Below are 18,788 nucleotides of genomic sequence, written 5' to 3' on the forward strand. Positions count from 1 at the left end.
ATGGGGAACGGGTGGACGTGGCAAAGAAGGTGCTCGTTGTCGAGGACAACGAACTCAACCTCAAGCTTTTCTGCGACCTGCTCCGCGCGCACGACTATGCCGCCGAACCGGTGCGCGACGGCCGCGAGGCGGTGGAGCGCGCAAGGGAGTTCATGCCCGACCTGATCGTGATGGACATCCAGCTGCCGCATGTCAGCGGGTTCGAGCTGATCGGCCAGCTGAAAGCCGATCCGGCGCTCCAGGCGATCCCGATCATGGCGGTCACGGCTTATGCCGGGCGGGAGGACGAGGAGCGAATCCGCGCGGCGGGGGCGGACGCCTATGTGTCGAAGCCGATTTCGCTGGTCCGCTTCGTCGATGCCGTGGCGGCGCTGCTGTAGATACGCAAAAAAGCCGCGAGGCTTGCGCCCGCGGCTCTGGATCCCGGCCTGCGCCGGGATGACCGATCGGCGGCTTACGCCGCCGGCAAGGTCACTTGATCTTGGTTTCCTTGAACTCGACATGCTTGCGCACGACGGGATCGTACTTCTTGAAGCTCAGCTTCTCGGTCTTGGTGCGCGGGTTCTTCTTCGTGACGTAGAAGAAGCCAGTGTCTGCCGAGCTGAGCAGCTTGATCTTGACGGTGGTCGGCTTTGCCATGACCTGAAATCCTGTATGCTGAAAAAGCAAAAGCGGCGAACAAGCCGCCGCTCTCAAGCGCTGCCCGATGGCGGAGAGTCGCCGATATGTCAACCCTGAGGCCGCAGTTAACCACCTGTTTACCATAGGGGGCGCAGCTTTCCTCCCAAGGCGGGAGGTAAGAGAATGACACACGTCTCGATCGACCAGGTACAATCCGAACTCGCGGCGCGAATCGGCATGATCGGCGCGCGCGCGGCCGGGCAGCGCATCGGCGACATCGCCACCGAGATCGACGCGATCCGCCGGATCGCCCATCGCCATGGCCTGTTCCCGGCGGTCGCCGTCACCCAGGCGCTCGAATCGGCGCTGGCGCGCGGCGAGCGCGGCGCGCTGATCCAGGGCTGGCTGTCGATCCTCGGCGATGCGGTCGGCTCCGATCGGCACGACCGTGCCGCCTGCGAGACCTTCGCCGCCGCCTGCTCCGTCCGCCTCTCCAGCTAAGGCGATGGATGCGCTGATGGCCGCCCTTGTCGCGGCGATCCTCGCGCAGGCGAGCGACCGGACGCCCTGGCTGACCGCCATCCTCTCCACCCGATTCGCCCGGCCCGGCGCGGTGATCGCCGGCACCGCAATTGCCCTTGCGCTGATCAACGCCATCGGCGCGATCGGCGGCGCGATCATCGGCCCGCGCATGACGCCCAACGCGCAGACCTTGCTGCTAGCCATGGCGCTTGTCCTCGCGGGCGGCTCGGCCCTGTTCCCGATCAAGCCGCCCGACCGCCTGTCCGGCTGGCGCATCGGCGCCTTCCTGACCAGCTTTCTCGGCGTCGCGATCCTGGCGTTCGGCGACCGCACCCAGTTCATCACCGCGGCGCTTGCCGCGCGCAGCCCAACGCCGGCCCTTGCCGCGGTCGGCGCGACGATCGGCGCGCTCGTCGTCAACATACCGGCGATCCTTGCCGGCGAGGATGCCCGCAAGAAGCTGCCGCTCATGGGCGTCCGCATCGCGATCGGCCTTCTGTTCCTGGTCGTCGGCGCGATCCTCGGCTTCTCGGCGCTGAGTCTAATCTAGTGCCTCGATTGCGGTGATCGGTACAAATCCGGAAGCGGCCATGGAGCGTTCCCGCTATCGGACCGTTGTCGCAACGAACCCGAACCGAGGAACCGCACCATGGCCGATCCAGCCGCCCCGCTGAAGACCCCCACCGACATCAAGACCAATGCCGCGAAGACCGTGGCCGAGGCGCTGAACGGCATCCTGGCCGATTCGTTCGCGATCTATTTCAAGACCAAGAATTTCCACTGGCACGTGTCGGGCCCGCACTTCCACGATTACCATCTGATGCTCGATGCCCAGGCCGCGCAGATCTTCGCGACGACCGACGCCATCGCCGAGCGCGTGCGCAAGACCGGCAACACCACCTTGCGCTCGATCGGCGACGTCTCGCGGCACCAGACGATCAAGGACAATGACGCGCCCTTCGTCTCGGCCGAGGACATGCTGGCCGAACTGCGCGAGGACAATCTCAAGCTGGTCGAGAGCCTGCGCGAGGCGAAGGACATCGTCGACACCGCCAAGGACAATGCCACCAGCGGCATTCTCGATACCTGGACCGACGAAGCCGAGGAGCGCGCCTGGTTCCTGTTCGAGGCAAGCCGGAAGGGTTGATCACGGAACAAGCCGGCCCGGCGCATCGTTTCACTTCCACATTTCAGGAGAGTGACATGATTCGCTGGGCCATCATCTTCCTCATCATCGGGGTCGTTCTCGCGCTGCTCGGCTTTGGCGGGCTGGGCGGCACCTTCATCGGCATCGCCAAGCTGCTGTTCTTCGTCGCGATCGCGGTGTTCGTCATCCTGCTCGTGCTCGGCCTGCTCGCCGGCAAGGGCGTGAAGAACGCGATCGACTAGATCAGGGTCGCGGCGCCGGGCCGAGGGTGAGAACCCACAGGTCCGGCGGCGCGCCGAACCGAAGCGGCACCGTGCTCGTGCCAAGGCCGCCGGTCACCACGACCGTGCGGCCTTTTTCGTTGATGATGCCGCAGCGATAGCGCGCTGCCGCGACATGAGTCACCGGCCCGTACAGCGGCAGCACGATCTGCCCGCAATGCGTGTGGCCGGCGAGCAGCAACCTGATATCGGCCGGGAGCTGGGGCGCGAGATCGGGCGAGTGAGTCAGCACGATCCGCGCGCCGGCGAGAGTGCGCATCGCCTCGAGCAGTACTGGCATGTCCTGGTGATGCGTATAGGCGTCCCCCGCACCGCCGATCGCAAGTGGCCCGCGCTGCACCGCCTGATTGTCGAGCACCGTCACCCCCGCCGCTTCGAGAGCCTGGCGGATCAGGGCGGGATCGGTCCATTCGTCATGATTGCCGAAGGTCGCGATCACGCCCAGCCGCGCGCGCAGACCAGCGAGCGGCGACAGCCCGCGCGCCATCGCGGCGGCGCGTGCCGAATCATGGCCCGAGGCGAAATCGCCGGCGATCAGCACGAGATCGGGCTTCAGCGCGTTCACCTGTCCGACGATGCGCGCCAGCCGGGCGGAATCCATCGTCGTGCTGGCGATATGCACGTCGCTGAACAGCACCACGCGCACCGGCGGCGCACGCGCCGGCCAGTCCGGCAGCGCTAGGCTCGCCCGGCGAACGACGGGGTCGGCCCGCGCGTTCAGAAAGCCCCAACCGAACAGCAGGAGCGCAAGGACGATCAGCGCGGCGAGGAGCTTCAGGAAACGGCGCACCGCCCGAGCATAAAGCGGCCAGCGCCCGATGCCAGCGCGATGATGCTGGCGGAACCCTGACGCCGCCGCCATGTTCCCCAGATCATGCGCGCCTTTGCCGACCTTCTCGACCGGCTGATCTACACCCGGTCCCGCAACGCCAAGCTGAAGCTCATCGCCGATTATCTGGCGGCGGCGCCCGATCCCGATCGCGGCTGGGCGATGGCGGCGCTGACCGGCGATCTCGACCTGCCCGCGATCAAGCCGGCGATGATCCGCGCGCTGATCGAGGAGCGCGTCGACCCCGTGCTGTTCCGGATGAGCCGGGACTATGTCGGCGATAGCGCCGAGACCGTCGCCCTGCTCTGGCCGGCCCCCGACACGCCACTGGAGGACGGCGCGCCGCTGACCGTCGCGCAGGTCGTCGACCGGCTCGGCTCGCTGTCGCGTTCCGACGCGCCGGCCGCGCTGGCCGGCATGCTCGACCGGCTCGACGCGGACGAGCGTTTCGCCCTGCTCAAGATGGCGACCGGCGCGCTGCGCATCGGTGTCTCGGCGCGGCTCGCCAAGACCGCGCTTGCCCAGGCCTTCGGGCTCGATGTCGAGGCGGTCGAGGAAGTGTGGCACGGCATCGCCCCGCCCTATGCGTCGCTGTTCGCCTGGGCCGAGGGCCGCGGCGCGCAGCCGACCGCCGCCGATGTGCCGGTGTTCCGCCCCTTCATGCTCGCCCATCCGCTCGAAGACCTCCGCGTCAGCCTCGACGACTATGCGGCGGAGTGGAAATGGGATGGCATTCGGGTCCAGATCGTCCATGTCGGCGGCGAGACCCGGCTCTACAGCCGCGCCGGCGACGACATCACCGGCAGCTTCCCCGAGGTCGCGCGGGACTTCGCCACGCCCGGCGTGCTCGACGGCGAGCTGATGGTGAAGGGGACCTTCCAGGGCGGCGGGCTCGAGGAAGGCGGGGGCGCCGCCAGCTTCAACGCGCTGCAGCAGCGGCTCGGGCGCAAGATCGTCTCGGCGAAGATGCTGGCCGACTATCCAGCCTTTGTCCGGCTCTACGACATATTGTTCGACGGCGCGGAGGATCTGCGCGAGCTGCCCTGGTCGGCGCGGCGGCCGAGGCTGGAGCGTTTCGCCGGACGGCTCGACCCCGAACGCTTCGACGTCAGCCAGGTGATCGACGCGAAGGACTTCACCGAGCTGGAGGGCATCCGCGCCGGTGCGCGCGACGCCTCGATCGAGGGTGTGATGCTCAAGCGGCGCGACTCGCCCTATGTCACCGGGCGCCGTGTCGGCCTGTGGTATAAATGGAAGCGCGATCCGCTAACCGCCGATTGCGTGATGATGTACGCCCAGCGCGGCAATGGCCGCCGCTCCTCCTTCTATTCCGACTATACCTTTGGCTGCTGGACCGACGATGGCGAGCTGCTGCCCGTGGGCAAGGCCTATTCGGGCATCACCGACGAGGAGCTGAAGATGCTCGACGGCTTCGTGCGCGGCCACACCCTCAACCGCTTCGGCCCGGTGCGCGAGGTGGAGAAGACGCTCGTGCTGGAGATCGCGTTCGATTCGATCCACGAATCGAAACGCCACAAATCGGGCGTCGCGATGCGCTTCCCGCGTATCGCCCGAATCCGCACCGACAAGCCCGCGATCGAAGCCGATACGGTCGCGGCGCTGCGGCGGTTGATCACCTGAGGCGCAAGTCGCTTGCGCGGAATCCCGGAAATTCGAGCAATATTCGATCGAATGTGAGAGTCGGTTAACGTATTTTCTCGGATTGAGATACTTTGACGGTCGGCGACGACCAGACAAGCGTTGCCGAAGAGTGCCACACCATCCGGGAAACATGCATGAACACATCGCGTCACGATATTTCAGAATTTCTTGCGTAATGTGAGAGTCGCTTATGTAATGCTTCATTCACTTTCGCCTGTAGTTGCAGAACGCAAAAACCAAGATCGTCAAGCCGCGTGACGGGGGCAGCATGATATCCGATGCGGCCAGCCGTTGAATCGGGCACGGCAAGCTTGTCAGCGGGGGCGCCTGACTCCATGCGTCGCTGATGCCGACCTACACGCTTGCCGCCCTGCTGATGATCGCCTCGGGCTCTATCCATGCGGTGGTCAATGCGATCGTGAAGGGCGGGCGCGACAAGGCCGCAGGCCGCGCCGTCACCGACGGGACGAGCGCGCTGATCCTGTTGCCCGCCACCCTGTTCGTGCCGCTGCCGCACGGCGCCTGGGAATATCTCGCGGCGAGCGCGGTGATCCACGGCTTCTACCTCTATTTCCTTGTCCGGGCGTACAAGGTCGGCGATCTTTCGGCGGTCTATCCGGTGCTGCGCGGCACCGCCCCGCTGATCACCGCCGGCGTGACGATCGGCCTGCTCGGCGAGCACGCCACGACCGGCCAGATCGCCGGGATCGCGCTGATCGGCGCCGCGATGTTCCTGATGATCGCGGGGCGGCATCTCGGCCGGGCGGCGCTCGGCTGGTCGCTGCTGACCGGCCTGTGCATCGCCGGCTATACCGTGGTCGATGCGATCGGGGTGCGCGCGGCACCGAGCCCCGCCAGCTATATCGTCTGGGTGTTCGTCCAGATGGGCGCGGTGGTGGTCGCCATGTTCGGCATTCTCTCGCGCGGCACGATGTTCGCCGCGGCCCGGGCGCAGTGGCGGCCGGGGGCGATCGCCGGCGCCCTGTCGATCGTCACCTACGGCCTCGCGCTCACCGCCTTCTCGCTCGGCCCGACCGCGCCGCTCGCGGCGCTGCGCGAGACCGGCATGGTCACCGCCCTGCTGATCTCGATCCTGTTCCTGAAGGAGCGAGCGACCATCGGTCGCGCGATCGGCGTGTTCGGCATCCTGGGCGGTGCCGCGCTGATCCTTACCGGGTGAGCTGCGAACAGCGCTGCAACCGACCCATCCCGTTCGTCCCGAGTAGCCATCGAGCTTGTCGAGATGGCGTATCGAGGGACAGGCCTCACGCACTTCACCTGTGCCTCGATACGAACTCTCGATACGCCTTCGGCTACTCGATCTCTACTCGGCACGAACGGATGGGTGGAAGTACAGCGGCACCGGTTTACTTCGTCCACCCGGCCAGCCAGTCGGCCAGCGCCTGGGGCGTCATGCTGCGTGCGTCAGCCAGGGCGGCGGTGCGGCCCCGGTTGATCAGCCGGTCGGTGCGCGGATCGACGATCAGCACGCTCGGCACACCTTCCAGACGATCCTTGATGCCGTAATGCGCCGGGATATCGAGATTCTTGTTGAAGCGGCCGACATCGACGACCGCGACTTCATAGTTGGCGGCGATGAATTTCCGGAGCTGGGGCAGATCCATCGTGCCCGCGAGCAGCCGGCAATCGAGGCACCAATTGCCGCCCAGATCGATCAGCAGCAGCTTGTGGCGCGCCCTGGCCCGCGCCTTGGCGGCGGCGACGACCGCCGGCGCATTGGCCTGCTCGTCATAAGGAAGCGGCAGGGGCTTGGCGAGTTGTTCGAAGCTGGCAACAGCGACGCGCGGCGCGGTGGCGGCGCTGACGGGGGCGGCCAGCGCCAGGGAAAGCAGGGCGACAATCGGTGCACGCATGAGCCGGTCCTCTAATTCATATCGATTCACTATGAATTAACGACGACTCGCTCCGGAAAACAACAAAGAAAAACCCGGCACGCCCTAAAGCATGCCGGGTCTTGATCTTCTCGCCTCGGGAACAGGGGTGTGCCCCGGCCCTTATGCGATCCCCTTACGCAATAGAGGTGAGGTTCACCGCCGCGTATTTGCCGCGACGATCGACCTCGAGCTCGAATTCGAGCCGGTCGCCCTCGTTGAGGCTGGTCATGCCGCCGCGTTCGACCGCGGAGATGTGCACGAACGCATCGGGCTGACCATCGTCGCGCTGAATGAAGCCGAAGCCCTTCATCGCGTTGAAGAACTTGACGGTGCCCGTCGCCTTCTCGCCGGTCAGCTGACGCGCCGGGCCGGCACCGCCGGCGCCGCCGCGCGGACCACCCGGGCCCGCGTCACGATCACGCGGCGGGCCGCGGTCGGTGACGGGAAGGGGCTCGCCCTCGATCTTGAGGTCGGTCGCCGAGATGCGGCCGCCACGATCGACCAGGGTGAAGCCGAGCGGCTGACCTTCGGCCAGACCGGTCAGGCCGGCCTGCTCGACCGCGGAGATGTGCACGAACACATCCTCGCCGCCATCGTCGCGAACGACGAAGCCGAAGCCCTTTTGACCATTGAAGAATTTGACCACGCCGGTGCCTTCGCCGACGACCTGCGGGGGCATGCCGCGGCCACCGCCGCCTGCACCACCGCCGCCGAAGCCGCCACCGCCGCCGCTGCGGAAACCGCCGCCGCCACCGCCGCCGAAACGATCGCCGCCGCCGCCGAAGCGGTCACCACCGCCGCCGAAACGATCGCCGCCACCGCCAAAGCGGTCACCACCGCCAAAGCTGCTGCCGCCGCCGAAATCGTCACCGCCGAAACCGTCGCGCTTGTCGCGGCCACGCCCACCGCGATCCCCGCGGCGTCCTTTATCGAAACTCATGCCCTGTTCGTCTTCCCGGCTCGCCCAAATCGCCATATCAACACGCCCGCGCTGGACGAAAAGCGCGGTTGTTCGGACGCCAAACCAATCGCGCCACCGAGTCGGTGTAGCGTAATTCCCCCTAGGCTGCGAATAAATTCGTCCGAAATGCGGCAGGGCCGATCGAAACGGCGCCGGCCCGCTCCCCCACCCCGCCTCCCACAGCGTATTCTGAATGGGAGGCGGGGTGGGGGAGCGGGCCGGCGCCGACTTCGTCAAGGCAGGAATCGTCGCTTGCGCCGGCTCAGGTGAGACGGCAGAGCCACACCATGTCCATCATCACGCTTTTTTCCGACCCCGCCACCTGGGCGGCGCTGGCCACCCTGATCGTGATGGAGGTGGTGCTCGGCATCGACAACCTCATCTTCATCTCGATCCTGTCGAACAAGCTGCCCGAGGGCCAGCGGGTCAAGGTCCGCCGCGTCGGCATCAGCCTGGCGCTGATCCTCCGCCTCGGCCTGCTGTCGACCATCGCCTGGATCGCCAGCATGACCGTGCCGGTGTTCGACCTGGGGCTGACCGGCGGGCTCGATTCGCACGGCGAACCGAGCTTCGAGACCGCCTTTTCGGTCCGCGACCTGATCCTGATCGCCGGCGGTCTGTTCCTGTTGTGGAAGGCGACCAAGGAGATCCACCACAGCATGGACCCCGACGAATCGGGCGCGACGCTCGACAAGAAGGGCCGGGCGGTGATGAGCTTCTGGTCGGCGATCATCCAGATCCTGCTGCTCGACATGGTCTTCTCGATCGATTCGATCCTGACCGCGATCGGCATGACCGACGACCTGCCGGTGATGATCATCGCCGTCGTCGTCGCGGTCGGCGTGATGATGTTCGCGGCCAACCCGCTCGCCGATTTCATCGCGCGCAACCCGACGGTGGTGATGCTGGCGCTCGGTTTCCTGCTGATGATCGGCGCGGTGCTGATCGCCGACGGTTTCGGCGTGCACGTGCCCAAGGGCTATATCTACAGCGCGATGGCCTTCTCGGCCGGGGTCGAATCGCTCAACATCTGGTCCCGCAAGGCGCGCGACCGGAAGAAGGCGGGCGGCGGCGGGCATTGAGCATGAGCCCGTTCGCGTCTAGGCGAGCGTCATGACCGTTCATCTGCACGAAGAAGACATTCCCGCCGGCCTGTTCGAACCAGGCACGGACATCGCCGTCGATACCGAGACCATGGGCCTGATCACGCCGCGCGACCGGCTGTGCGTCGTCCAGCTTTCCGATGGCGGGCCGGACGAGCATCTCGTGCGCTTCTCCCCCGGCAGCGACTATGCCGCGCCCAATCTGCGCGCGCTGCTGGCCGACCGGAATCGCGTGAAGCTCTATCATTTCGCGCGGTTCGATCTCGCCGCGATCAAGCATTACCTCAAGGTCGATGCGGCGCCCGCCTATTGCACCAAGACCGCGTCGCGGCTGGTGCGCACCTATACCGACCGGCACGGCCTGAAGGAGCTGGTCCGCGAGCTGCTCGCGCAGGACATTTCCAAGGCGCAGCAATCATCCGACTGGGGCGGCCCGGTTCTGTCCGACGCGCAAAAGGACTATGCTGCGTCCGACGTGCGGTATCTCCACAAGCTCCGCGAGGAACTCGACCGCCGCCTGGCGCGCGAGGGCCGGACCGCGCTCGCTCAGGCCTGTTTCGACTTCCTGCCCTCGCGCGCGGATCTCGATCTCGCCGGCTGGCCCGAGGTGGATATTTTTGCGCATATCTGACGCCATCCGCCTCCGGTGCGACTCTCCCAGCGGGAACTCGCATGTCTGAGGCCGCGGTCAGCGTCCGCTCGGCGCGCCAGATCTGGGCAGCGCCCGGGAGCAGCCACGACCGGGTCGTCGGCACGTTGCGCATCGTGCTGCCGCTGTTGATCGGTATTCTCTCGGCCTTCCTCGTGATGATGCCGCTCGCCGGCTCAGGCGATGTCAGCTTCCTGCTCGACAAGAACAAGGTCGAGGTCGCCAAGGAGCGGCTGCGCCTCCAGTCGGCGACCTATCGCGGCGAGGACGGCAAGGGCCAGGCCTTTGCGATCAATGCCGGCTCTGCCGTGCAGAAGACCTCGGCCGAACCGATCGTCCAGCTCAGCCAGCTCTCGGCCGAGATCGGGCTGACCGACGGGCCCGCGCGGCTCGTCGCCGATCGCGGCCGCTACAATATGGACAGCCAGCAGGTCATGGTCGACGGCCCAGTGCGCTTCAACACGACCGACGGCTATCAGCTCGACACGCATGACGCGACGGTCGACCTGAAGACGCGGCGGCTGCAGAGCGGCGGCGCGGTGACCGGCAAGGTGCCGCAGGGCACGTTCAGCGCGTCGCGCCTGACCGCCGACCTGGAGAACCATATCGTCAAACTTGACGGCAACGCCCGCTTGCGGATCGTGCCGCGAAGGACGAAATAGGCGGCCATGGCTCATCTGACCCGCCTCGTCGCGCTCGGCGCCCTGTTCCTCGCCTCGGGGGTGAGTGCGCAGAGCCACAATTCGGCGGCGCCGATCGACTTCGGCGCCGATCATATCGAGCTGCAGGACAAGGCGAACCGCGCGATCCTGACCGGCAACGTTTCGGTCCGCCAGGCCGAGATGACCTTGAACTCGGCGCGCATGACCGTCGCCTATACCGGCCAGGTGGTCGACGGATCGCCCCAGGTCTCGCGCCTCGACGCGGCGGGCGGCGTCACCGTGACGCGGCCGCAACAGACCGCGCGCAGCCAGTACGCGGTCTATGATCTCAATCGGCGCGTCATCACCATGCTCGGCGCCGTGTCGCTGCTCCAGGGCGGCAACACCGTCAATGGCGGGCGGCTGACGATCAATCTCGACACCGGGCGCGCCGTGATCGACGGCTCCGCGGTCGGTGGTGCCGGCGCCGCGCCGGGCACGACAACGAGTCGCGGCGGGCGGGTGACGGGCACCTTCTCGGTGCCGAAGCGCAACTAGACGCCGAAAATCGGCCGGTTTTTCGCAGACCTCGCCGCTCGCCCCCTTCCCTTGCCCGGGCGTCTGGTGCAGGGTTTTGCGCGCAGCCATGCACAAAGCCTGCCAAACGCCGTTCGAGTAAGCTTTTGCTAACCATATGATGCGAGCACGGGACGCAGAATGACCGATGTGACCACCCTCGACGCCGTCGAACCGATCACCGAAGCGCCGGTGATGAAGGGGCTGTCGGTCGTCTCGATCGCCAAGTCGTACGACAAGCGCGTCGTGCTCTCCGACGTCTCGGTCTCGGTCGGGCCGGGCGAAGTGATTGGCCTGCTCGGGCCGAACGGCGCGGGCAAGACGACCTGTTTCTATTCGGTGATGGGGCTGGTGAAACCCGATTCGGGCCGGATCATGCTCGACGGCGACGACATCACCGGCCTGCCCATGTATCGCCGCGCGATCCTTGGCCTCGGCTATCTGCCGCAGGAAACCTCGATCTTTCGCGGCCTGACGGTCGAGAAGAACATCCTGACCGTGCTCGAGCTGTCCGAGCCCGACCCCGCGGCGCGGCAGAAGAAGCTCGACACCCTGCTCGACGAATTCGGCCTGACCAGGCTGCGCGACGCGCCGGCCATGGCGCTGTCGGGCGGCGAGCGCCGCCGCGCCGAGATCGCCCGCGCGCTGGCCGCCGACCCGTCGATCATGCTGCTCGACGAGCCCTTTGCCGGCATCGACCCGCTGTCCATCGCCGATATCCGCGACCTGATCTGCGAGCTGCAGAAACGCGGCATCGGCGTGCTGATCACCGATCACAATGTCCGCGAGACGCTCGAGATCGTCGACCGCGCCTACATCATCTATGACGGCCGCGTGCTGTTCACCGGTTCGCCCGCCGAGCTGGTCGCCGACGCCAATGTCCGCCGGCTGTACCTGGGCGAAGGCTTCTCGCTCTAAACCCGATGAGCCTCGCCCCGCGCCTCGATCTGCGCCAGTCGCAATCGCTGGTGATGACGCCGCAGTTGCAGCAGGCGATCCGCCTGCTCGCGCTGTCGAACCTCGAGGTCGAGGGGTTCATCGCCGAGGAGATCGAGAAGAATCCCCTGCTCGAATCGGGCGCGGCCGACGATGACGGCCCGACCGTCGAGCGCGAGCCCGCCCCTGAGCCGCGCGACGAACCGGCCAGTGCCGACGAATTGCTGATGGGCGGCGACAGCACCGGCGAAGCCTCGCTCGACGTCGATTTCAATGCCGAGAGCTTCCACCATGACAGTCCCGCCGATGGCGGCGGCATGGACGGATCGCTCGGGCTGAACGGTACCGGCGGCGGCGCGATGGGTGAGGACGGGCCCGATCTCGACGGCTTTGCCGATACCGGGCTGAGCCTTGCGGATCATCTGCTCGCCCAGGCCGGACCGGTGGTGGACGGCGCCGACAAGTTCATCGCCGCGCACCTGATCGATCAGATCGACGAGACCGGATATCTCACCGTGCCGCTGCTCGAAGTCGCGAACCGGCTCGGCGTCGCGCTCGCCCGGGTGGAAGAGGTTCTGGGCATCATCCAGACCTTCGATCCGACCGGCGTCGGCGCACGGTCGCTGTCCGAATGCCTCGCGCTGCAGGCGAAGGAGGCCGACCGCTACGACCCGTGCATGGCGCGGCTGATCGACAATCTGGAGCTGGTCGCGCGCGGCGACATGGCGCGGCTGAAGCGGATCTGCGACGTCGACGACGAGGATCTGGCGGACATGATCCGCGAGCTGCGCAACTACGATCCCAAGCCCGGCTGCCGTTATGGCGGGGAAGCGATGCAGGCGGTCGTGCCCGACATCTTCGTGGCAAAGCGCAAAACCGGCTGGGCGATCGAGATCAACGCCGCGACCCTGCCGCGCCTGCTGGTCAATCGCGGCTATTATGTCGAATTGTCGGGCGGGCAGCAGGACAAGGCGTCGAAGGCCTGGCTGTCCGAATGTCTGGCCAGCGCCAACTGGCTGGTCAAGGCGCTGGACCAGCGCCAGCGCACCATCGTCAAGGTCGCGACCGAGATCGTGAAGCAGCAAGAGGCCTTTTTCGTCCACGGCGTGTCGCAGCTGAAGCCGATGACCTTGCGCCAGGTCGCCGACGCGATCGAGATGCACGAATCGACCGTCAGCCGGGTGACGAGCAACAAATATCTGAGCTGCGCGCGCGGGCTGTATGAACTCAAATATTTCTTCACCAGCGCGATCCAGTCCTCGGACGGCGGCGACGCGGTCTCGGCCCAGGCAGTGAAGAGCGCGATCCGCGCGCTGATCGCGGCGGAAGAACCCAAGGCGATCCTCAGCGACGACACGCTGGTCGAGTTGCTCAATGCGAAGGGCTTCGACATCGCGCGGCGCACGGTCGCGAAGTACCGCGAGGCGCTGGGCATCGGCAGCTCGGTACAGCGCCGGCGGCAAAAGGCGCTGGAAGGGGTAAGTTGATGATCATCGTCACGGGAAGCGTCACCGCACGGCCCGACAGTTTCGAGGCGCTGCGCCAGGCGAGCCTCGATCATGTCCATCGTTCGCGCACCGAGCCGGGCTGTATCAGCCATTCGGTTCAGGTCGATTGCGAGGACCCGATGCGGCTGTTCTTCTTCGAGCGCTGGAGCGACATGGACGCGCTCAGGACTCACTTCGCCCAGCCCGGCTCGGTCCAGTTCATCGCGGCGGTCCGCAGCCTCGCGGCGGCGAGCGAAAGCATCTCGATGTACGAGGCAAGTCCCGCGGGCTGACCCGCGCCGTCCGGGTCGGGGCTGCCCTGCCGGCGATCCGGCCCGACGCTCAGTCGTCCTCGTCCTCATAGCCGAGCAGCGCCAGCGCCCGTGCCTTGATCTGGCGGGTCATGCACCAATGGACCAGCGCCTCCTCCCGGCCGTGCGTCACCCAGACTTCCCGGGGCGCGATCTCGGTCAGCGTGTCGGTCAGTTCGTCCCAGTCGGCATGGTCCGACAGGATCAGCGGCAGCTCGACATTGCGCTGCACCGCGCGCTGGCGGACGCGCATCCAGCCCGAGGCCATTGCGGTGATCGGATCGGGCAGCCGCCGCGACCAGCGATCGTTGAGCGCGCCGGGCGGGGCCATCACGATCCGGCCATTGAGTTCGGCCTTGGGCACGCCCGTCGCCGGGCGCAGCTCGCCGAGATCGACACCGTGCGCGACATAGAGATCGCAGAGCCGCTGGAGCGCGCCGTGGAGATAGATCGGATCGTCGAAGCCCCGCGCGCGCAGTTCGGCGATCACCCGCTGCGCCTTGCCCAGCGCATAGGCGCCGACCAGCACGCAGCGATCGGGATTGGCGTGAAGCGCGGCGGTGAGCTTGTCGATCTCGTCGCCCGTATCGGGGTGGCGGAACACCGGCAGGCCGAAGGTCGCCTCGGTGACGAACACGTCGCAGGCGACCGGCTCGAACGGCGCGCAGGTCGGATCGGGGCGGCGCTTGTAGTCCCCCGAAACGACGATGGTTTCGCCGCGATGACGGAGCACGATCTGCGCCGAGCCGAGCACATGGCCGGCGGGAACGAAGCGGATGTCGACATCGCCCAGGCGCATCGTCTCGCCATAGCCGACCGGATGACCGGCCTGCGGGCCGTAGCGCGTCTCCATGATCGCGAGCGTCTCGGCCGTGGCCCAGACCGCGCTATGGCCGCCACGCGCATGATCGGCATGGCCATGGGTGACGAGCGCTTTCGGCGAAGGGCGTGAGGGATCGATCCACGCGTCGGCGGGTCTTACATAGATGCCGTGCGGTTGCGGATCGATCCAGTCGCCGAGTTTCGCCATGCTCCCTATATGAGCGGTGAGGGTCTTGGGTTCCACCGGGCAAGAGGAAGCAGTGATGATCGACGTTACGGAGAGACTGGCGCGGCTGGAGCGGCAGGTGCGCCAGCAGCGCATGATGCTGGTCGCGGCCGGTATCGCCGGTGCGGCGGCGCTGCTGACGGGGTTTGCGGCGGGGCCGCCCGACACGATCGAGGCGAAGGCGATCCGGATCGTCGATGCGGCCGGCAAGCCCCGTATCCTGATCGGCGCACCGGCGCCGAGCGACGGGCGCGTGCGCAAGGACGGACAGACCGCGTCGATCGTGGTGCTGGGGCCGGACGGGCAGGACCGGGTGGTGATGGGCGAGGCGCCCAACCCAAGGCTGGACGGGAAATCCTATCCTCGCGTCGCCGCCGCCTATGGCCTGATCATCAGCGACAGGAACGGATCCGAACGGGGCGCAATCAACTATCTCGACAATGGCCGCGGCGTGATCGCGCTCGACCGCCCCGGCGGCGATGCGGTGTCGATGATCGTGAACGAGCAGAGCGGTTTTGCCGGCTTCACGGTGAACTACGCCAATCCGCTCGGCAAATATGAGGAAGGCTGGCGGATCGGCACCAAGGGCGACGAGGCCTGGCTGTCGCTGCAGGATCGCGCGCAGGGCGAACGCGCGCGCCTGTCGAGCCTTGGGGCCGCGGCGCCCGGGCTGGTCAGCCGCCCTGCCGGAGCACCGCCCGCACCTTGAGCGCCTCGCTTCCTCCACCGCTCGCCAACTGGTTCGCGACGCGCGGCTGGGCACCGCGGAGCCACCAGCTCGACATGCTCGAGGTCGGCCGCGCGGGCCGGCACGGCCTGCTCGTCGCGACGACCGGCGCGGGCAAGACGCTCGCCGGCTTCCTGCCGACCCTGGCCGAACTGATCGAGGCGCCGACCGAGGGGCTGCACACGCTCTATGTCTCGCCGCTCAAGGCGCTGGCGGTCGACGTGCAGCGCAACCTGCTGACCCCGGTCGAGGAGATGGGCCTCGACATCCGCATCGAGACCCGCACCGGCGACACCTCGAGCGACCGCAAGGCGCGGCAGCGTGTGCGTCCACCGCAGATCCTGCTGACCACGCCCGAATCGCTCAGCCTGCTCCTGTCCTATCCCGACAGCTTCCTGATGTTCGAAGGCCTGAAGACGATCGTGGTCGACGAGGTGCACGCCTTCGCCACGGGCAAGCGCGGCGACCTGCTCTCCTTGTGCATGGCGCGGCTGCAGCGGCTCGCGCCGGGGCTGCGCCGGGTCGCGCTGTCGGCCACGGTCGCCGATGCCGACGGCTATCGCGCCTGGCTCGCGCCCGATGGCGATATCGGCCAGGTGACGCTGGTGCAGGGCGAGCCCGGCGCCGACCCCGACATCGCCATCCTGCTGCCCGAGGGCCGGGTGCCCTGGGCCGGTCATTCGGGGCGCTATGCCGCCGAGCAGGTGATGGCCGAGATCGAGACTCACCGCACCTCGATCATATTCTGCAACACGCGCAGCCTGGCCGAGCTGATCTTCCAGGATTTGTGGAAGGTCAACGCGATGCAGCTGCCGATCGGCATCCATCACGGCAGCCTCTCGCTCGAGGCGCGGCGCAAGGTCGAGGGCGCGATGGCGGCGGGCAAGCTGCGCGCTTTGGTCGCGACCGCCAGCCTCGATCTCGGGGTCGACTGGGGCGATGTCGATTGCGTGATCCAGATGGGGGCGCCCAAGGGATCGTCGCGGCTGCTGCAGCGCATCGGCCGGTCCAACCACCGGCTCGACGAAGCGTCGGAAGCGGTGATCGTGCCGGGCAACCGCTTCGAATATCTCGAGGCGCGCGCCGCGCTCGACGCCGTCGTGGCGGGCGAGCTCGATCCCGACATCTTCCGCGCCGGCGCGCTCGACGTGCTGGCACAGCACATCATGGCCTGCGCCTGCGCCGCGCCGTTCCGCCAGGAGGAGATGCTCGACGAGGTGCGCTCGGCCCTGCCCTATTCGGCGCTCGATACCGGGACGTTCGAGCGCGTGCTCGGCTTCATCCGCGACGGCGGCTATGCGCTGAAGGCCTATGAGAAGTTCAAGCGCCTGACCCGGGACAAGGACGGGACCTGGCGCGTCAGCCACCCCAGCTTCGTCGCGCAGCACCGGTTGAACGCGGGGATCATCGTCGAGGCGACGATGCTGACGGTACGCTTCCGCAACGGCCGGACGCTGGGCAAGGTCGAGGAAGCCTTCGCCGCCTCGATGCGCCACGGCGACACCTTCTTCTTCGCCGGCATGAGCCTCGAGGTGGAGAAGATCGACACCGAGGACCTGATCGTCCGCGCGACCTCCCGACCCGCGCGCATCCCGACCTATGGTGGCGCGCGCATGCCGATCTCGACCAACCTCGCCGACCGGGTTCGCGGCTTCCTGGCCAATCCGGAGGAGTGGCCGCGCTTTCCGGCGGATGTGCGCGAATGGCTCGAGGTGCAGTCGTATCGCTCGAAGCTGCCGACGCCGGGACAATTGCTGGTCGAGACCTTCCCGCGCGAGGGGCGGCATTACATGGTCGTCTACAGCTTCGAAGGGTGGAACGCGCACCAGTCGCTCGGCATGCTGCTGACCCGGCGGATGGAGACCCAAGGTTACCGGCCGCTCGGCTTCGTCGCTTCCGACTATTCGATCGCCTGTTATTCGCTCGATCCGGTCACCGATCCCGCCGCCCTGCTCTCGCCCGACATCCTGGAGGACGAGTTCGTCGACTGGGTGCAGAACTCGGCGCTGCTCAAGCGCGCCTTTCGCGAAGTCGCGGTGATCGGCGGGCTGGTCGAGCGCCAGCATCCGGGCAAGCGCAAGACCGGCAGGCAGGTCACCTTCTCGACCGACCTGATCTACGACGTGCTGCGCAAATATGAGCCGAGCCATCTGCTGCTCCAGGCCGCCTGGGCCGATGCGCGCGCCAAGATGACCGATGTCGGGCGCCTGGCCGGCCTGCTCGACCGCGCCGCCGAGACGATGCTCCATGTCGATCTCGACCGCGTGTCGCCGCTCGCCGTGCCGGTGCTGACCCTGATCGGGCGAGAGCGGATCGCGATGGGGCTGGCGGACGACGCGCTGCTGATCGAGGCCGAGTCGCTCGCTGCGGAGGCAATGCGGCTGGACTGACCCAGATCGGTTGAACGTCCGTTTTCTGCGGTCGAATAGCCTCTTGTTGAAGGTCCACAACGGGCGTAACTTCGTCTCATGCGCGGAATAACCGCCCTTGTCATCGCGATCACGGCCGCCGCCCCCGGGGCGTTGCCTGCGCGTCAGGGCGAGGTACCGCCAGCCGCGACCGAGACCAGCCTTGCCTTCGACGATTCGGCCGATCGGATGACGGTGCCGGTCACCATCGGCACGACCGGCCCCTATGCCTTCATCATCGATACCGGCGCCGAGCGGACGGTGATCTCCCGCGAACTCGCCGCGACGCTCGGCCTGTCGCGCGGCCCCGATGTGCGGATAACGGCGATGACCGGCACGAGCAATGTCGGCACGGTGGTGATCCCGTCGCTCAACGTCAGCAGCATCGCCAGCCAGCCGATCGAGGCCCCGGCGCTCTATTCGGCGCATCTCGGCGCGCCCGGCATGCTGGGCATCGACACGCTGAGCGGCCATGCGCTGTCGATCGACTTCGAGACCAACCGCATGATCGTGCGGCAGTCGACCAAGCGCAATCGCCCGGTGATCAGCAACGGCGATATCGTCGTCCGCGCCAGGAGCCTTTATGGCCAGCTGATCGTCACCCAGGCCTATTACAAGGGCCGGCGGATCAGCGTGATCATCGATACCGGTTCCTCGGTCAGCATGGGCAATTCGGCGCTGCGGTCGCGGATGCGCAGCGAGATGAAGACGCCGCTGCCGATCACGCTGACCAGCGTGACGGGCGATACGATGATCGCCGACTATACCCAGGTAACCCGGCTCGACATCGGCGGGGTCACCTTCAACCACCTGCCCGTCGCCTTTGCCGATGCCGCGCCGTTCCGCCGCTTCGGCCTGACGGATCAGCCCGCCCTGCTGCTCGGCATGGATGCGCTGCGCCTGTTCCGGAAGGTGGACGTCGATTTCGCGAACCGCGAGGTGCGGTTCGCGCTGCCCAAGGGGTACCGTTCCAATGGCTTCTGA

Annotated in this window: 22 protein-coding genes; 17 read left to right on the forward strand and 5 right to left on the reverse strand. The window is 67.1% G+C overall.

Translation table 11 applies throughout. The features are described from left to right. The first annotated feature begins 17 nt into the window (after window positions 1-17). Window positions 18-380 carry a response regulator gene (locus AC1RT8_RS14480; protein ID WP_372856225.1) on the forward strand — a complete coding sequence of 121 codons (363 nt, stop codon included), beginning with the start codon at window positions 18-20 and terminating at the stop codon, window positions 378-380. 91 nt (window positions 381-471) lie between these two features. Here AC1RT8_RS14480 and rpmG read toward each other — a convergent pair whose 3' ends face one another. Continuing rightward, window positions 472-639 carry a 50S ribosomal protein L33 gene (rpmG, locus tag AC1RT8_RS14485; RefSeq protein WP_034157855.1) on the reverse strand — a complete coding sequence of 56 codons (168 nt, stop codon included), beginning with the start codon at window positions 637-639 and terminating at the stop codon, window positions 472-474. Window positions 640-804: 165 nt separating this feature from the next. Here rpmG and AC1RT8_RS14490 point away from each other — a divergent pair, with 165 nt between their 5' ends. The 4 genes from AC1RT8_RS14490 (at window position 805) to AC1RT8_RS14505 (ending at window position 2,532) form a co-directional block, all read left to right on the forward strand. Next, on the forward strand, window positions 805-1,122 hold the full coding sequence (locus tag AC1RT8_RS14490; protein ID WP_493076357.1) for a hypothetical protein: 318 nt from the start codon (window positions 805-807) through the stop codon (window positions 1,120-1,122). Window positions 1,123-1,138: 16 nt separating this feature from the next. Further along, entirely contained in the window at window positions 1,139-1,693 is a 555-nt protein-coding gene (locus AC1RT8_RS14495) for a TMEM165/GDT1 family protein (RefSeq protein ID WP_493076358.1), read from the forward strand. Window positions 1,694-1,792: 99 nt separating this feature from the next. Next, window positions 1,793-2,290, forward strand: a complete 498-nt coding sequence (locus AC1RT8_RS14500; protein WP_493076359.1) for a Dps family protein — start codon at window positions 1,793-1,795, stop codon at window positions 2,288-2,290. 56 nt (window positions 2,291-2,346) lie between these two features. Further along, a complete protein-coding gene (locus tag AC1RT8_RS14505; protein WP_493076360.1) occupies window positions 2,347-2,532 on the forward strand; it encodes a DUF1328 domain-containing protein in 186 nt (61 codons plus the stop codon). Between the two features lies 1 nt (window position 2,533). Here the strand turns inward: AC1RT8_RS14505 and AC1RT8_RS14510 are convergent, their stop codons facing one another. Beyond that, window positions 2,534-3,433 carry a metallophosphoesterase gene (locus AC1RT8_RS14510; protein WP_493076361.1) on the reverse strand — a complete coding sequence of 300 codons (900 nt, stop codon included), beginning with the start codon at window positions 3,431-3,433 and terminating at the stop codon, window positions 2,534-2,536. 12 nt (window positions 3,434-3,445) lie between these two features. On the opposite strand from AC1RT8_RS14510, the gene AC1RT8_RS14515 reads away from it, so the two are divergent. Together AC1RT8_RS14515 and AC1RT8_RS14520 are read left to right on the forward strand one after the other, a co-directional pair. Beyond that, window positions 3,446-5,041 (forward strand): cisplatin damage response ATP-dependent DNA ligase, encoded by a 1,596-nt coding sequence (locus AC1RT8_RS14515; RefSeq protein WP_493076362.1) that lies wholly within the window; start codon window positions 3,446-3,448, stop codon window positions 5,039-5,041. A 367-nt stretch (window positions 5,042-5,408) separates the two neighbouring features. Beyond that, window positions 5,409-6,242: an EamA family transporter gene (locus AC1RT8_RS14520; RefSeq protein WP_493076363.1), complete on the forward strand. Its 834-nt coding sequence runs from the start codon at window positions 5,409-5,411 to the stop codon at window positions 6,240-6,242. 187 nt (window positions 6,243-6,429) lie between these two features. On the opposite strand, the gene AC1RT8_RS14525 is transcribed toward AC1RT8_RS14520, so the two are convergent. Together AC1RT8_RS14525 and AC1RT8_RS14530 are read right to left on the reverse strand one after the other, a co-directional pair. Further along, entirely contained in the window at window positions 6,430-6,936 is a 507-nt protein-coding gene (locus tag AC1RT8_RS14525) for a thioredoxin family protein (protein WP_493076364.1), read from the reverse strand. A gap of 154 nt (window positions 6,937-7,090) precedes the next feature. Continuing rightward, window positions 7,091-7,897, reverse strand: coding sequence for a cold-shock protein (locus AC1RT8_RS14530; protein ID WP_493076365.1), 807 nt, complete (start codon window positions 7,895-7,897; stop codon window positions 7,091-7,093). 308 nt (window positions 7,898-8,205) lie between these two features. Between AC1RT8_RS14530 and AC1RT8_RS14535 the strand changes: the two genes are divergently transcribed. The 7 genes from AC1RT8_RS14535 (at window position 8,206) to AC1RT8_RS14565 (ending at window position 13,603) form a co-directional block, all read left to right on the forward strand. Continuing rightward, window positions 8,206-9,000 carry a TerC family protein gene (locus tag AC1RT8_RS14535; RefSeq protein WP_493076366.1) on the forward strand — a complete coding sequence of 265 codons (795 nt, stop codon included), beginning with the start codon at window positions 8,206-8,208 and terminating at the stop codon, window positions 8,998-9,000. A gap of 31 nt (window positions 9,001-9,031) precedes the next feature. Continuing rightward, complete coding sequence (locus AC1RT8_RS14540; RefSeq protein ID WP_493076367.1) at window positions 9,032-9,652, forward strand: ribonuclease D; 621 nt, start codon at window positions 9,032-9,034, stop codon at window positions 9,650-9,652. A gap of 41 nt (window positions 9,653-9,693) precedes the next feature. After that, entirely contained in the window at window positions 9,694-10,332 is a 639-nt protein-coding gene (gene lptC / locus AC1RT8_RS14545; RefSeq protein WP_493076368.1) for an LPS export ABC transporter periplasmic protein LptC, read from the forward strand. A gap of 6 nt (window positions 10,333-10,338) precedes the next feature. Next, window positions 10,339-10,869, forward strand: coding sequence for an LptA/OstA family protein (locus AC1RT8_RS14550; RefSeq protein ID WP_493076369.1), 531 nt, complete (start codon window positions 10,339-10,341; stop codon window positions 10,867-10,869). A 159-nt stretch (window positions 10,870-11,028) separates the two neighbouring features. Beyond that, window positions 11,029-11,805: an LPS export ABC transporter ATP-binding protein gene (lptB, locus tag AC1RT8_RS14555; protein ID WP_372856251.1), complete on the forward strand. Its 777-nt coding sequence runs from the start codon at window positions 11,029-11,031 to the stop codon at window positions 11,803-11,805. Between the two features lie 5 nt (window positions 11,806-11,810). Further along, window positions 11,811-13,310 (forward strand): RNA polymerase factor sigma-54, encoded by a 1,500-nt coding sequence (gene rpoN, locus AC1RT8_RS14560; RefSeq protein ID WP_493076370.1) that lies wholly within the window; start codon window positions 11,811-11,813, stop codon window positions 13,308-13,310. After that, window positions 13,310-13,603 carry a putative quinol monooxygenase gene (locus AC1RT8_RS14565; protein WP_493076371.1) on the forward strand — a complete coding sequence of 98 codons (294 nt, stop codon included), beginning with the start codon at window positions 13,310-13,312 and terminating at the stop codon, window positions 13,601-13,603. Before rpoN ends, AC1RT8_RS14565 begins: the two co-directional genes overlap by 1 nt. Before the next feature lie 49 nt (window positions 13,604-13,652). Here AC1RT8_RS14565 and AC1RT8_RS14570 read toward each other — a convergent pair whose 3' ends face one another. Next, window positions 13,653-14,651, reverse strand: a complete 999-nt coding sequence (locus AC1RT8_RS14570) for a ligase-associated DNA damage response exonuclease (protein WP_493076372.1) — start codon at window positions 14,649-14,651, stop codon at window positions 13,653-13,655. 55 nt (window positions 14,652-14,706) lie between these two features. On the opposite strand from AC1RT8_RS14570, the gene AC1RT8_RS14575 reads away from it, so the two are divergent. The 3 genes from AC1RT8_RS14575 to AC1RT8_RS14585 all read left to right on the forward strand — a co-directional run bounded on the left by AC1RT8_RS14575 (window position 14,707) and on the right by AC1RT8_RS14585 (window position 18,788). Continuing rightward, the gene (locus AC1RT8_RS14575; RefSeq protein ID WP_493076373.1) at window positions 14,707-15,378 is read left to right on the forward strand and encodes a hypothetical protein; all 672 of its coding nucleotides are present in this window, start codon (window positions 14,707-14,709) and stop codon (window positions 15,376-15,378) included. Next, entirely contained in the window at window positions 15,375-17,786 is a 2,412-nt protein-coding gene (locus tag AC1RT8_RS14580) for a ligase-associated DNA damage response DEXH box helicase (protein ID WP_493076374.1), read from the forward strand. Before AC1RT8_RS14575 ends, AC1RT8_RS14580 begins: the two co-directional genes overlap by 4 nt. A 78-nt stretch (window positions 17,787-17,864) precedes the next feature. Beyond that, on the forward strand, window positions 17,865-18,788 hold the full coding sequence (locus tag AC1RT8_RS14585; RefSeq protein WP_493076375.1) for a retroviral-like aspartic protease family protein: 924 nt from the start codon (window positions 17,865-17,867) through the stop codon (window positions 18,786-18,788).

It is taken from the genome of Sphingomonas sp. GW821-FHT10F11, assembly GCF_058809095.1.